Genomic DNA, 13,811 nt, shown 5'->3' with positions numbered 1-13,811 from the left:
AAAATCTCTTTATTACTGTCTGTCGGTGCACACGGAATTCATGATTCCGTGCGATAAGAAGTGGAACGTTTTTGGGAGCTTGGTGTTGCGTTTGGTTAAGGGACAAAAAATCCTCTCCGTTGTTACGGTAGCGGCATCTGTTTCTTTTGTCGGCATGATGGCTGCGGGGACTGCTGTTGCTCAGTCCGTCCCGCCTGTTGTGGCGCCGGAACCGGTTGAGGGCATTGGAGGGGGGGAATCCAGCCAACCTTCTAAGCCGACTCCAGGTGCGCCGGTGATTCGCGAAATTCTTGTAGAGGGAACGCAGCGGATCGAACAAAGTACCGTTCTTTCCTATATCAACATGCAGCCTGGAGATCCGTTGGTTGCATCTAATGTCAATAAGGCGTTGAAAACACTGTTCTCCACCGGTCTGTTTGCCGATGTGTCGATTGAACAGCGTGGGCTTGATCTGGTTGTGAAGGTTGTGGAAAACCCGATAATCAACCGTATCGCCTTTGAAGGAAATAAACGCCTGAAGGATGAGATTCTTGAAACTGAGGTGCAGTTGCGCCCCCGTGTGGTCTATACACGCACCCGTGTTCAGAATGATGTAAAGCGCCTGCTTGAGGTTTATCGTCGCAGCGGTCGTTTTGCCACACGGATAGAGCCGAAAATCATTCAGCTGCCGCAAAACCGGGTGGATCTTGCTTTTGAGATCGAAGAGGGGCCTGCAACAGGGGTTCATAAGATCAGTTTTATTGGAAACCGATTCTCTTCCGACAGCGCGCTCAAAGATGAAATCATCACTAAAGAAAGCCGTTGGTATCGTTTCTTTGATAATTCCGACACCTATGATCCGGATAAACTGACTTTCGACCGTGAATTGCTGCGTCGGTATTATCTTGCCTCTGGCTTTGCCGATTTCCGGGTTGATTCGGCGGTTGCGGAGCTTTCTGAAGACCGGACCGGTTTTTTCATTACCTATACCCTGCAAGAAGGCGAACGCTATTCACTTGGAAAGTTTGATGTTGTTTCCAAGATCCGAGGAGTGGAAGCAGAACCGCTTCGGGAGATTGTCGAGTTGGAAGAGGGGGATTGGTACAACGCCGATCTTATCGACGATACTGTCCTGAAACTGACCGATGCAGCTGGTGATCAAGGTTATGCCTTTGTTGAAGTCCGTCCGATCATTGATCGTGATCGGGAAAATAAAGTCATCAATGTGACCTTTGAACTGAATGACGGTCCAAAGGTATATGTTGAGCGGATTGAAATCCGCGGCAATGTTCGCACCCTTGATAAGGTGGTCCGCCGGGAATTTCTTTTGGTTGAAGGGGATGCCTTCAACTCCGCCAAACTTCGTCGGTCGAAAGAGCGTATCCGGGACCTGGGTTTCTTTAAGGCGGTTGAAGTCAACAATCTTCCTGGGTCAGCGCCGGACAGCACCATTGTTGAAGTGGATATCGAAGAGCAATCCACAGGTGAATTGTCTGTTGGCGCGGGTGTTTCTTCTTCAGCGGGCCTTTTGGGGGAAATCTCCCTTCGTGAGCGGAACTTCCTTGGTAAAGGGCAGGATTTGTATTTGGCGACGTCTATCGGTACATCGAAAACCGCTTTTGACGTTCGTTTTACCGAGCCCTATTTCCTCGACAAGCAGTTGGCGGCAACGGTTGCGGCGTTTCATAAGCAGATTGATAATCAGGATAGCACCTCGTCCGATCTGAAACAGACCGGGATGGAACTGCGGCTCGGTTACAATATCACGCCGGTCTGGCGCCAAAGCGTTCGTTACCGTCTGGAAGAGCAAGAGATTGAAGACGTTGACAGCAATGCGTCTACCTTCATTCGTGCGGCGGAAAACCGGAAGGACATTATCTCAAGCGTTGGGCAGACCATTGCCTATGATACCCGGAACAGTCGAATTGACCCGACAGACGGTTTCATTGTGTCCATGGATAATGATTATGCCGGTGTTGGTGGTGATATCTACAAGTTGGATACCATTCTGTCAGGTTCCTATTATTATTCCTTCTCCAAGGAGTGGGTTCTGAAAACCAGTGCAACCGCCGGTTATCGGGTGAATATCGACGATCCCTATATGGTTCCGGGGCTTGGCATCACTATGCGCGGTTTTGAGACCAATGGGGTTGGCCCCAGAGACAGATCCACCAGTGACTTTCTTGGCGGTAACACGACGGCAGTCGGTACGGTGGAACTGCGGTTCCCGCTGGGTCTGCCGGACGAATTTGGGATTTCAGGCTCGGTCTATACCGATGTTGGTACGGTATATGACTTTGAACAAACCGATAGCACCGTGGATGATGATGCCAGCATTCGTAACTCCATTGGTTTTGGTGTGAACTGGAAATCTCCATTTGGTCCGATCCGTGTTGATCTGGCGCAGGCTCTTCTTAAAGAAGACTATGATAAAACAGAGTTTTTCAGCTTCAATTTTGGGACAAGATTCTAACATGAAAGTTACGAAATTCTTTACCAAAGGCCTTGTTGTTGCTCTGGCGATCCTGGCTTTCGGCAATGTGGTTCAAGCACAGGACACAGATATACCGCCGGCGGTCATCGGTGTGGTGGACTTCAATTGGGTATTGAACAATTCCGATGCCTGGAAAAAGAGCCTGGCGATTCAGGCTGAAGATGCCCGTAAGCAGATTCAGGATGAAGCGCGGGCAAAAGAACAGGAGCTGAATGAAAAAGGCAAGGCTCTGGCTGGTCAGCAGGCCATTTTGGACAGTGAGGTTTTTGCACAAAAGGAAGCGGAGTTCAAAAAGGAAGCTGGAGAGGCGCAACAGTATTTCAATCTTCGTAAGGCCAAGCTGGACAGTGCTTTCCAAAAGGCAAAAAACGAGATTGAAACTGTGATCGCACGTTCTGTAGCCGAGGTTGCGCAAGAAAATAAACTGAACATGATTCTGAAGATCGGGAATCAGGGAACTGTTTTTCTATATGAACCGCAGATGAATGTTTCCGAAGCGGTTTTGCAAAAAACCAACGCGGCCCTGGATTCCGTTATCCTGACCGTCGAATGAAATTCCAGTAAGCAGAAATCGGCAGATGCCTGATACGCGTTTTTTTCAAAAATCCCCAGCCCTCAATTTGCGTGATCTGTTAGGAGCGATAGGGGTTCCGACTACAGAGAACCTGCCTGACAAAATGATCTCAGATGTAGCAGGGCTTGACGATGCCGGGGCTGATCAGATCAGTTTTCTCGACAATAAACGCTATCTCCCTGCGTTGGCGAACACCCAGGCTGGCGCGGTTGTTCTTGAACAGCAATATGTGGAACGGCTTCCGGAACATGTGATACCGATCGTATCGGAGACCCCATACCGGACATTTGCTCTTATCTCACAGTATTTTTATCCATCCGGGACGGTTGATCCCTATGTCAGCCCCGACGCCGCTATTGATCCGACGGCGACTATCGGCGCCGGATGTAGAATTGAAGCCGGTGCCGTTGTTTCGGCCAATGCAGAAATCGGGGATAACTGCTATATCGGTCCGAATGCTGTCATTGATAATGCGGTCAAGCTTGGTGCCGATAGCCATGTGGGCGCGGGCGCATATCTAGGCTTTTGTCTGGTCGGTAATAGGGCGAATATTCACCCAGGTGTTCGCATCGGTACCCGTGGATTTGGTTTTGCCATGGACCGCAAGGGGCATATTGATGTGCCGCAGTTGGGCCGGGTCGTTATTGGTGACGGTGTTGAAATCGGTGCCAATACCACAATTGACAGGGGGATGGGGCCCGACACGGAAATTGGAGATTTCACCAAGATCGATAATCTGGTGCAAATCGGGCATAATGTTAAGATTGGCAAAGCCTGCGTCATTGTTGCAATGACTGGGATTGCTGGCAGCACGGTCCTTGAAGATTACGTTGTTTGCGCTGCTCAATCGGGTATTGCCGGGCATTTGAGAATTGGAAAAGGCGCGCAGATTGCAGCGAAGGCGGGGGTTATGAAGAACCTGGCCGCCGGAGAAAAAGTCGGTGGTGTACCCGCAGTGCCATTAAACCAATGGCTGCGCGAACATGTATTCATTAATAAATTGATGCGAAAAAAAGAAAGAAAAGATGGCTGATACTGATAACGAATATCTGGAAAATATTGATGTTCTGAAGATTATGGATCGGATCCCGCATCGATATCCATTCTTGCTGGTTGATAAGATTGAAGAGATCGTGCCCTTCGAATATGCCATTGGTGTTAAAGGGGTGACAGCAAGCGAGCCGCATTTCCAGGGACATTTCCCACAAAAGCCGATTATGCCTGGTGTTTTGATCGTGGAAAGCATGGCACAGACAGCCGGTGTGATGGTTGTGTCCAGCCTTGGCAAAGAAGCGGAAGGCAAGCTGGTCTATTTCATGTCGATTGAGGAATGCAAATTCCGTAAGCCGGTTGTGCCGGGTGATTTGCTCAAGATCCATGTTTCCAAAAAACAACAGCGTGGACCGGTCTGGAAATTCACCGGTGAAGCGCGTGTGGATGGTGCTGTTGTCGCCGAGGCGACTTTTGCAGCGATGATCCGAGACGCTTGATGGCTGATATTCACCCCACAGCAATAGTCGATCCAAAAGCCGTTATCGCCGAAGGTGTTTCGATCGGCCCATTTTGTAATGTCGGGCCGGATTGCATCTTGGACACAGGGGTGACTTTGCGTTCTCATGTGACCGTGGGCGGTCATACCAAGATTGGTGAAGGGACGGTCATTTTCCCTTTTGCTTCGATTGGGCATGAGCCGCAAGACCTGAAATTCCGGGGTGAGGTTTCCAGGCTGGAAATTGGCCGGAACAACAAAATTCGTGAATATGTGACCATGAATCCCGGCACGGAAGGCGGCGGTTTACTGACCCGGGTCGGGGATAACTGCCTCTTCATGGTCGGTGCGCATGTAGCACATGATTGCATTGTCGGAGATAATGTTATCCTGGCCAATAACGCAACTCTGGCCGGGCATGTGGTTGTCGGCGATTTTGTTGTTGTCGGCGGTCTGGCGGCTGTGCATCAATTCGTCAGGATCGGCGCTCATGCCATGATTGGCGGCATGTCCGGCGTTGAAAATGACGTCATCCCGTTTGGTTCCGTCATGGGACCACGGGCCAACCTGTCAGGCTTGAATATTGTCGGCATGAAACGCCGCGGGGTATCAAAAGATGACATCCATTCTATCCGCAGTGCCTACCGCATGCTGTTTGCGGATGAAGGTGCAATGTCTGAACGGGTAGCAGATGTCGCTGAGATGTTCAAAACGGTGGAGCCCGTGATGGATATTGTTGGCTTTATGCAATCTGATTCCTCCCGTGGGCTGACCCAGCCGGATACGGGAAGGCATGGCAAGTAAGTTAGGAATATTGGCGGGCGGCGGCGATTTGCCTCGGCAGATCATCGCCCAATGTCAAAGTGAAAACAGACCTTTTTTCGTGCTTGGATTTGAAGGGCAAGCAAATCCAGCCGATTATCAGGATGTGCCGTTTCGGGCCGTCCGCTTGGGCGCCGCCGGACGCTCAATGGAAATATTGCGTTCCGAGAATATTTCCGAAATCGTCATGGCTGGCCATATTCGCCGTCCTTCCCTGGCAGCCTTACGCCCTGACAAGGTTACCATGAAATTCTTTTTGAAGACCGGTGCCAAATCCTTGGGCGATGATGGGCTTCTTACGGCCGTCATCCGATATCTGGAAGAAGAGGAAGGTTTCCGGATTGTCGGCGCCAGCAGTCTGCTACCGAATGTTACCCTGCCCTTGGGGCCTCTGGGCCGGCATGGGGTGGATGATGATGCCCATGCAGATATTGTGCGCGGGCTGGAGGTGCTTACCATCATCGGACCTGCAGATGTCGGGCAGGGGGTTGTGGTGCAGGACGGCATTGTACTCGGTGTGGAAGCGATCGAAGGCACCGATGCCTTGATTGAACGTTGTGCCGCCTTGAGCCGGAAGGGCAAGGGAGCTGTTCTGGTCAAAATGAGAAAGCCTGGCCAGGAAACCCGTGTTGATTTGCCGACCATTGGGCCAGGTACGATCCGGAATTTGTCAAAGAACGGTTTCCGGGGAATAGCCATTGATGCCGGTGGCATGATTATCCTGGATAGGGAAGAAACGCTGTCTTTGGCCGACAAGCTTGGTGTGTTCATCCAGGCGGTAGCCCCGCTGGAAACTTAGCTGCCATGAAAGACAGGCCTTACACGATTTTTATTGCGGCCGGTGAAGCCTCGGGTGATGCTTTGGGGGCGCGTTTGATGTCCGCAATGAAGGCGTTCGATGGGCGCGAAATTGAGTTTCACGGTATCGGTGGCGGTCTGATGGAAGAGCAGGGAGTTACCAGCCTGTTCCCCATGGATGAATTGTCTGTAATGGGGCTGATAGAGATTTTGCCGCGCATCCGGCATCTTCTCAAACGTATTTCTGAGACCGCTGACTATATCCGTAAACTGGAGCCGGATGCTGTAATCACAATCGATTCGCCCGGGTTCGCACACCAGTTGGCAAAGAAGCTGGGCGGAACCTCCTTTTCCAAGATTCATTATGTCGCGCCCAGTGTCTGGGCTTGGAAACCCGGTCGGGTGCATAAATTCAAAAAGCATTTTGATCATCTCCTAGCACTGCTGCCGATTGAACCCCCCTATTTTGAAGCGGTTGGCCTGCCTTGCCATTTTGTCGGTCATTCGGTCCTGGAATCAGGTGCAGATAAAGGGGACGGTGCCGGATTTAGGGCCCGGCAGGGATTGGATGAAAAAGCGCCAGTTCTTTGCTTGTTGCCAGGAAGCCGCCGTGGTGAGATTACCCGCCTGATGCCGGAATTCTCCAAGACAATTGAGGGCCTGAACAAGATCATCCCGGATCTGCAGGTTGTGTTGCCAACATTGCCAGCGCGGCTTTCGATGATTCGTGAAATGACCGCGGAATGGGAAAAACCGCCGATCATTGTGGAAGGGGCTGCTGAGAAATTTGATGCTATGGCTGCAAGCAATGTCGCGCTTGCGGCTTCAGGCACGGTGGCGCTTGAATTAACCCTGGCCCATGTGCCCACTGTGATTGCCTATCGACTGTCCCCATTAACCCATTTCATTGTCCGACGGCTAGTGAAGGTCGATTATGCGCATCTTTTGAATATCCTGATGAAACGGGAGATTGTTCCGGAGAGAATTCAGGATGATTGCCAGTCGGCACAATTGATTGCGGATCTCCGGGAACTTTTGGGGGAAAAGGGCGCGGAACAGACCAGGGCTTTGAAACCAGCTTTGGAGATGCTGAAAGCTCCGGAGGGAAATAGTCCCAGTAAATGCGCAGCATCGGTGGTATTTTCCATATTGGATAACCATATCGAAAAGATGTGAAGCTTTCCGCTAACGGAAAGAAAATAAGGACAGAGAAATGAGTGGAACTGACGGTTATCGTTTTCTTCACACCATGATACGCGTGAAGGACTTGGAAAAATCCATAGATTTTTATCAACGTCACCTGGGTATGGATGTGTTATCCCGCAAGGATTATCCGTCTGGTGAATTTACATTGGTTTTTATGGGCTATGGACCAACTGAAACCGATACGGTTATTGAATTGACCCATAACTGGGGGCAGGACGAACCCTATGACTTGGGATCCGGTTTCGGGCATTTGGCGATCGGTGTGCCGGATATCTATAAAACCTGTGAAGACCTTGAAAAGGAAGGGGTTCCTATCCCCCGAGCCCCCGGTCCCATGAAACATGGCGGTTCGGTGATCGCTTTCATCGAGGATCCCGACGGGTATAAGATTGAATTGATTGAGCGGGCTTAAAATAAGATTGGAATTAAGAAAAAGGGGCGGGAGAATTTCTCCCGCCCCTTTTTTTTACTTATGCTCTCTTACCGGTCTTCAAGCTCTACATATTCCCGCTGAGCATGACCCAGGAAAAGCTGACGCGGACGCCCGATTTTCTGGTTCGGGTCCGTGATCATCTCATTCCATTGCGCGACCCAGCCGACGGTTCTTGCCAATGCGAACAATACTGTAAACATGCTGGTCGGGAAGCCGATCGCCTTCAGGATGATGCCGGAATAGAAATCAACATTCGGGAAAAGCTTGCGTTGAACGAAATAATCGTCTTCCAACGCAATTTTCTCCAATTCCATCGCCAGGTCCAGCAACGGATCCTGAACACCCAGTTCTTCCAGAACTTCGTGACAGGACTGTTTTAGAACACCAGCGCGTGGATCGAAGTTCTTATATACCCGGTGGCCGAAGCCCATCAGACGGAACGGATCGTTCTTGTCTTTTGCCCGTGCGATAAATTCAGGGATATTTTTCTTGTCGCCGATTTGTTCCAGCATGGTCAGCACGGCTTCGTTCGCGCCACCATGTGCCGGCCCCCACAGGGACGAGATCCCGGCAGCGATGCAGGCAAACGGATTTGCGCCGGAGGAACCTGCAATACGCACGGTGGAGGTGGACGCATTCTGTTCATGATCGGCATGAAGGATAAAAATGCGATCCATGGCGCGGGCTACGGCCGGACTGATTTTATAATCTTCCGCCGGCACGCTGAACGTCATGTTCAGGAAGTTTTCGGCATAAGACAGATCATTACGCGGATAAACAAAAGGCTGACCAACGGAGTATTTGTAGGCCATTGCGGCAATGGTCGGCATTTTTGCAATCATGCGGATTGACGCGACCATCCGCTGATGTGGGTCGTTAATATCCGTGGAGTCATGATAGAAAGAAGACAAGGCACCGACGACACCGACCATGATCGCCATGGGATGGGCATCCCGGCGGAAGCCGCGGTAGAAGAACAGCATTTGTTCATGCAGCATCGTATGATTGGTGATGGTCTGCGTGAAGGTGTCTTTTTCTTCCTTATTAGGCAGTTCGCCGTGGAGCAGCAGGTAAGCTACTTCCATGAAATCGCTTTTTCCCGCCAGATCTTCGATTGAATATCCGCGATGCTGCAGTTCACCTTTGTCGCCATCAATATATGTGATGGCCGAATCGCAGGAACCGGTGCTCGTATAGCCCGGGTCATAGGTGAAATAGCCGGTTTCGGCATACAGTTTGCGAATATCAATGACCTTGGGACCGACGGTCCCCTTCAAAACCGGCAGATCGACTGATTTACCTGTGGCATGATCGACCAATGTCACATGGTTTTTGTCAGTGCCGGGGTTGTCCTGGGCCATTGTTTCACCTCCGTTGAGTAATTGGTTGCGGTGCAAGGTGCCTCCGCCGACCAGATGTTTTTATTCTTTTTTTGTGGGTAATTTCCCTTGTATTGCGGTGCAATATAAAGGGGCATGAAGCAGAAAGCAAATCATGCCCCCAACTTGGCTAAAAACCTTATGTTTCCGGTACGGCGCGGAGCCGTTTAACGGTCTCTTCGCGGCCCAAAACCACCATGACTTCGAACAGGCCTGGCGACATGTTGGAACCGGTTAGTGCAGCCCGGACCGGTTGGGCAACCTTTCCAAAGCCCAGTTCCCGCGCTTCCCCAAATGCGCGCATGGCATTTTCAAGGGATTCCTCTGTCCAATCCTCATGGTTTTCCAGGGAATCGGCCAAGGCACGGAGAAGGGCCGGTGAATCCTCTTTCAGCAGTTTAGCTGCTTTGGGGATTTCCAGAGGGAAGGTTGGCGGAGTCAGGTAAAACTCACTGCTCTCTGCCAGTTCAATCAGGGTTTTGGCCCGTTGTTTCAAACCATCCATGCCAGCCAATAGGCGCGCGCGCCCGGTTTCATCTGCCGTGCCATTCATGCGCGGAAGGATCAGGTCCACAAGGCGGGCATTCTCGGCTTCCTGCATGTAATGGAAATTGAGGCTTTCCAGCTTGGCAAAATCGAATCGTGACGGGGATCGACCGCAGGAATCGAGATCAAACCATTCGATGGCCTTTTCCTGGGGAATGATTTCCTCGTCACCATGGGACCAGCCGAGCCGCAGCAGATAGTTATTGATTGCTTCCGGCAGGTAACCCATCTCATCCCGGTAGGCCTCCACGCCAAGCGCCCCGTGGCGTTTCGACAGTTTGGCACCGTCAGATCCATGAATCAGCGGAATATGGGCAAAGGTCGGCACATCCCATCCGCAGGCGGCGTAGAGCTGAAACTGGCGGAAGGCATTTGTTAGGTGGTCATCGCCGCGGATGACGTGTGTGATGCCCATGTCATGATCATCCACCACGACGGACAGCATATAGGTTGGTGTGCCATCCGCGCGCAGGAGGATGAAATCATCCAGCTGCTCATTCTGGATGGTGACTGTGCCTTGAACCTGGTCCTCGATCGTGGTTTCACCGGTTTGTGGCATCTTGATGCGCACCACAGGATCAATCCCGTCCGGTGCTTCGGATGCATCCCGGTCACGCCAGGTGCCGTCATAGCGCATCGGGCGACCTTCTGCCTTAGCACTGTTGCGCATCTCTTCCAGTTCCTCGGGGGAGCAATAACAATGATAGGCCTTGCCTTCTTCAACAAGCTTGCGGGCAACGGCGGCATGCCGGTCGGCACCTTCAGACTGATAGACGATCTCGCCATCCGCTTCCAGGCCAAGCCAGGTCAGACCATCTTTGATCGCCTCAATGGCTTCCGGGGTGGAGCGTTTCCGGTCGGTATCCTCAATCCGGAGGCGGTATTGGCCACCGTAATGGCGGGCATAAAGCCAGTTGAAAAGCGCGGTTCTTGCGCCGCCGATATGGAGAAAGCCGGTCGGCGAGGGCGCAAAGCGGGTTACTACAGTCATGCCTGTTCCCTAATGAATTACATGGGTTGTTGAGAATGTCTGCGCGCGGTTTAGCACAAAATCTATCTGTTCGGCAAAACCAATTCAAAAGGGGCAAAGTTTGGCGTATCCTGACAACCCATGGGGAGGGGTAAATTCATTGATAGCGGTTCTAGACAGGATCCGGGGCATGTTGCCGGGGGCGTCTTCGCCCCAGATTGGCTCTGTTTTTATCCAAGGGAAACGGTTTAACAGAGATCGGCTGATCTTGTGGGTGCCCGCTGTGTTGGCAGGGGGCATCGGCCTATTTTTTTCTCAACCGATCAGAGCCGAAATACTCATGATCGGCTTATTGTGCCTGATAATGGCGAGCATGGATAGAAAGGGCGCGGGAGTAAGGATCATTCCCAAAGGTTGGGTCGCTCTCTTTTTACTCGTCCTGCTGTCGGGCTATTTGCTTGCCATGGGGCGCACCTATCAGCTCTCTGCCCCAGTTTTGACGAAACGAATCCATGCAACCATGGTGGAAGGTCGTGTTTTGTTGTTGGAGCAGCGCGTCGGCAACAATCGCCTTACATTGACAGATCTGATTGTGGATGGCCTTCCGAGCCATCAAACGCCGGTCAAAATACGCCTGACAACCAGGCAGGCGACAGATTTCCTGCCAGGCGATCGTATCAGACTTCGCGCCGGACTTTACCCGCCGCCCAATCCCTCTGTCCCGAATGTATATGATTTTCAAAGACGGGCCTGGTTTCAACAACTTGGAGGACTGGGCTATGCATTGGGAAAAGTGGAACTCCTCCCGGAAAAGGAGATTTCAACCCATTGGATGGATGCGTTCTTTGCCTTCATTGAAAGAAAGCGCCAATTATTGACGGCGGCCATTCGGGATCAGATGCATTATCCGGAAACCAAAGCCATTGCCCCGGCGCTGATAACCGGTGATCGAAGCGCGATCAGTCAGGAGTTCCGCAATACCATGCGTGACGCTGGATTGGCGCATCTGCTGGCAATCTCCGGCCTGCACATGGGCCTGCTGGTGATGCTGTTATTCTCGGGCTGCCGTACATTCATGGCACTGATGGAACCGGTTGCGCTGCAATATCCGATCAAGAAATGGGCGGCTTGCTTTGCGTTATTGGGCAGTTTTGCCTATTTGCTGGTGGCGGGCGCGCCATTACCGACACAGCGGGCATTCCTGATGACATCGGTGGTCTTGCTGGCGGTGTTGATCGATAGAAATGCGATTTCCATGCGGATGGTTGCTTTTGCGGCCACTGTCATACTTCTTCTTCAGCCGGAAGCCTTTCTTGGGGCCAGTTTCCAACTGTCTTTTGCGGCGGTGATTGCCCTGGTTGCCTTTTATGAAAGTGAGTTTGCGCAAGGCTTTCTGTTGCAGTGGCGCAAAAATTGGCCACGGCGGATCTTCGGCTATTTCCTGGTACTGTCGATGACAACTCTTATTGCTACAATTGCGACCACGCCGTTTGCCCAGTTTCATTTTGGTACTGTCGCTGTCTATGGATTGTTGGGGAACCTAGTTGGCGTGCCCTTGATGGGCATGATGATCATGCCGGGAGCGGTGTTGGCTTTGCTGTTGATGCCTATTGGCGGCGAAGCCTTGGGGTTCTGGCTCATGGAAACGGGAATCTTCTGGACCTATTCATTCGCCAGTTGGATTTCGGCATTACCAGGTGCGCAGTTTTTCTCTCCACCGATGGACATTATCTCAGTTGTTCTAATTAGTCTGGGTGGTCTATGGATCTGTCTGTGGCGAGGGCCTTTCCGTTGGCGGGGCATTGTCTTGCTAGCGCTAGGTCTTCTGAGCATCCCCCTGGTAAGGCCACCGGATATTTTGCTATCCAGCAATGGCCGGTTGCTCGGGATAAATGGAAAAGAGGGCATTCTCTACCTCAATAACCTGCGGCGCGAAAAATTCGTGGCAGAGCAATGGGGGCGTCTGTTGGGCGTCAGTGATTACAGATTGTTTCGCCAGACATCATCCAAATCCGGAGTGGCATGCGACAGGCTTGGCTGTTTGATGAATTCGGATGAAACTGGGCCAATTGCCTTGGTTTTGAAACCGGCGGCTCTGGCCGAGGATTGTGAGCCATCAGAGCTTTTGATAGCACCTTTCCATTTTCTCGAAAGCAGGGACTGTAAAGGGCCGAAAACACTGATCGATCGCGGGACGTTAAAAGACCATGGCGGCCATGCAATCTATCTCAATGGACGCTATCCCTGGCAGCAGGGGGTCAAGATCATCACAACCTCTCAGGCCAGAGGAAATTACCCCTGGTCCGATAAGGGGGACGTGAATGATTGAAATCAGTATTTCCGCAGCAAGCCAACCAGATGACCTTGTACATTCACCTGGTCAGCGGAATAAACCTGAGTTTGGTATTTTTCGTTGGCCGGTTCCAGTGCGATGGATTTGCCATTGCGACGGAATTTTTTCAGCGTGACTTCTTCGCCATTGACTAATGCAACTACAATATCGCCATTATGCGCGGTTTCTGCTTTCTTCACGATGATCGTATCGCCATCCAAAATACCGGCTTCGACCATGGAATCGCCATCGACCTCAAGTGCATAATGATCGCCGCGTCCAAGTAGCGAGGCAGGCACATCAACCTGGTTGGAATGATCCCGCAGGGCCTCAATCGGGGTGCCTGCGGCAATCCTGCCATAGAGCGGCAATTGGATATGGCTGCCGGGAGTGTGAAGCGGGATCGGCATGCCGGCAAGATCATCCTTCATCAGGGTTTCAACCTTGCGGTTCCGCACCGGCAGTTCTTCCGGCGTGGTGTTTTTCGGCAGTTTTAAAACCTCCAGCGCGCGGGCGCGATGGGGCAGGCGTCGTATGAAACCCCGTTCTTCCAGGCTGGTGATCAGGCGGTGAATGCCGGATTTGGATTTCAGGTCCAATGCTTCCTTCATTTCATCGAAGGAGGGAGAAACCCCTGATTTTTGCAGTCGATCGTGAACAAACATCAACAAATCATACTGCTTCCGGGTCAGCATTCTTTTTCTCCCACTTGTGTTTCAATGTTATCTTCAAAATAAACAGAACAAAAAGACAACTTGATATGTTCTATTTGTGTTCGATTTATTTGTC

At 51.5% G+C, this 13,811-nt stretch carries 12 protein-coding genes; 9 read left to right on the top strand and 3 right to left on the bottom strand.

Going from position 1 to position 13,811, the window contains the following annotated elements:
• Positions 1-85: 85 nt before the first annotated feature.
• Genes bamA through gloA form a run of 8 tightly spaced genes read left to right on the top strand, consistent with a single transcriptional unit; the run spans position 86 to position 7,774 of the window.
• Positions 86-2,452: an outer membrane protein assembly factor BamA gene (gene bamA, locus DFP90_RS00375; protein WP_245956929.1), complete on the top strand. Its 2,367-nt coding sequence runs from the start codon at positions 86-88 to the stop codon at positions 2,450-2,452.
• The gene (locus DFP90_RS00370) at positions 2,370-3,026 is read left to right on the top strand and encodes an OmpH/Skp family outer membrane protein (protein WP_147300890.1); all 657 of its coding nucleotides are present in this window, start codon (positions 2,370-2,372) and stop codon (positions 3,024-3,026) included. Before bamA ends, DFP90_RS00370 begins: the two co-directional genes overlap by 83 nt.
• 25 nt (positions 3,027-3,051) lie before the next feature.
• Entirely contained in the window at positions 3,052-4,080 is a 1,029-nt protein-coding gene (gene lpxD, locus DFP90_RS00365) for a UDP-3-O-(3-hydroxymyristoyl)glucosamine N-acyltransferase (protein ID WP_115934450.1), read from the top strand.
• A complete protein-coding gene (fabZ, locus tag DFP90_RS00360) occupies positions 4,073-4,537 on the top strand; it encodes a 3-hydroxyacyl-ACP dehydratase FabZ (RefSeq protein WP_115934449.1) in 465 nt (154 codons plus the stop codon). Before lpxD ends, fabZ begins: the two co-directional genes overlap by 8 nt.
• Entirely contained in the window at positions 4,537-5,340 is an 804-nt protein-coding gene (lpxA, locus tag DFP90_RS00355; protein WP_115934448.1) for an acyl-ACP--UDP-N-acetylglucosamine O-acyltransferase, read from the top strand. Before fabZ ends, lpxA begins: the two co-directional genes overlap by 1 nt.
• Positions 5,330-6,157: an LpxI family protein gene (locus DFP90_RS00350; RefSeq protein WP_115934447.1), complete on the top strand. Its 828-nt coding sequence runs from the start codon at positions 5,330-5,332 to the stop codon at positions 6,155-6,157. Before lpxA ends, DFP90_RS00350 begins: the two co-directional genes overlap by 11 nt.
• A gap of 5 nt (positions 6,158-6,162) precedes the next feature.
• Positions 6,163-7,332, top strand: coding sequence for a lipid-A-disaccharide synthase (gene lpxB / locus DFP90_RS00345; RefSeq protein WP_115934446.1), 1,170 nt, complete (start codon positions 6,163-6,165; stop codon positions 7,330-7,332).
• 37 nt (positions 7,333-7,369) lie between these two features.
• Positions 7,370-7,774 carry a lactoylglutathione lyase gene (gene gloA / locus DFP90_RS00340; RefSeq protein ID WP_115934445.1) on the top strand — a complete coding sequence of 135 codons (405 nt, stop codon included), beginning with the start codon at positions 7,370-7,372 and terminating at the stop codon, positions 7,772-7,774.
• A gap of 68 nt (positions 7,775-7,842) precedes the next feature.
• On the opposite strand, the gene DFP90_RS00335 is transcribed toward gloA, so the two are convergent.
• Together DFP90_RS00335 and gltX are read right to left on the bottom strand one after the other, a co-directional pair.
• Positions 7,843-9,156 (bottom strand): citrate synthase, encoded by a 1,314-nt coding sequence (locus DFP90_RS00335; protein ID WP_115934444.1) that lies wholly within the window; start codon positions 9,154-9,156, stop codon positions 7,843-7,845.
• Between the two features lie 157 nt (positions 9,157-9,313).
• On the bottom strand, positions 9,314-10,711 hold the full coding sequence (gene gltX / locus DFP90_RS00330) for a glutamate--tRNA ligase (protein WP_115934443.1): 1,398 nt from the start codon (positions 10,709-10,711) through the stop codon (positions 9,314-9,316).
• 169 nt (positions 10,712-10,880) lie between these two features.
• Here gltX and DFP90_RS00325 point away from each other — a divergent pair, with 169 nt between their 5' ends.
• Positions 10,881-13,019 (top strand): ComEC/Rec2 family competence protein, encoded by a 2,139-nt coding sequence (locus tag DFP90_RS00325; protein ID WP_115934442.1) that lies wholly within the window; start codon positions 10,881-10,883, stop codon positions 13,017-13,019.
• A 2-nt stretch (positions 13,020-13,021) separates the two neighbouring features.
• On the opposite strand, the gene lexA is transcribed toward DFP90_RS00325, so the two are convergent.
• Positions 13,022-13,717 (bottom strand): transcriptional repressor LexA, encoded by a 696-nt coding sequence (gene lexA, locus DFP90_RS00320; RefSeq protein ID WP_115934441.1) that lies wholly within the window; start codon positions 13,715-13,717, stop codon positions 13,022-13,024.
• Positions 13,718-13,811 lie beyond the last annotated feature (94 nt).

This window comes from Aestuariispira insulae (assembly GCF_003385955.1).
Taxonomy (GTDB): Bacteria; Pseudomonadota; Alphaproteobacteria; order UBA8366; family Aestuariispiraceae; genus Aestuariispira; species Aestuariispira insulae.
This window is presented reverse-complemented; position numbering and strand designations above follow the sequence as displayed.

What these genes read in the sequence shown, in the direction of transcription:
- lpxD (WP_115934450.1), top strand. Translation starts at nt 3,052, where the DNA reads ATGCCTGATACGCGTTTTTTTCAAAAATCCCCAGCCCTCAATTTGCGT.
- fabZ (WP_115934449.1), top strand. Translation starts at nt 4,073, where the DNA reads ATGGCTGATACTGATAACGAATATCTGGAAAATATTGATGTTCTGAAG.
- lpxA (WP_115934448.1), top strand. Translation starts at nt 4,537, where the DNA reads ATGGCTGATATTCACCCCACAGCAATAGTCGATCCAAAAGCCGTTATC.
- DFP90_RS00350 (WP_115934447.1), top strand. Translation starts at nt 5,330, where the DNA reads ATGGCAAGTAAGTTAGGAATATTGGCGGGCGGCGGCGATTTGCCTCGG.
- lpxB (WP_115934446.1), top strand. Translation starts at nt 6,163, where the DNA reads ATGAAAGACAGGCCTTACACGATTTTTATTGCGGCCGGTGAAGCCTCG.
- gloA (WP_115934445.1), top strand. Translation starts at nt 7,370, where the DNA reads ATGAGTGGAACTGACGGTTATCGTTTTCTTCACACCATGATACGCGTG.
- DFP90_RS00335 (WP_115934444.1), bottom strand. Translation starts at nt 9,156, where the DNA reads ATGGCCCAGGACAACCCCGGCACTGACAAAAACCATGTGACATTGGTC.
- gltX (WP_115934443.1), bottom strand. Translation starts at nt 10,711, where the DNA reads ATGACTGTAGTAACCCGCTTTGCGCCCTCGCCGACCGGCTTTCTCCAT.
- DFP90_RS00325 (WP_115934442.1), top strand. Translation starts at nt 10,881, where the DNA reads ATGTTGCCGGGGGCGTCTTCGCCCCAGATTGGCTCTGTTTTTATCCAA.
- lexA (WP_115934441.1), bottom strand. Translation starts at nt 13,717, where the DNA reads ATGCTGACCCGGAAGCAGTATGATTTGTTGATGTTTGTTCACGATCGA.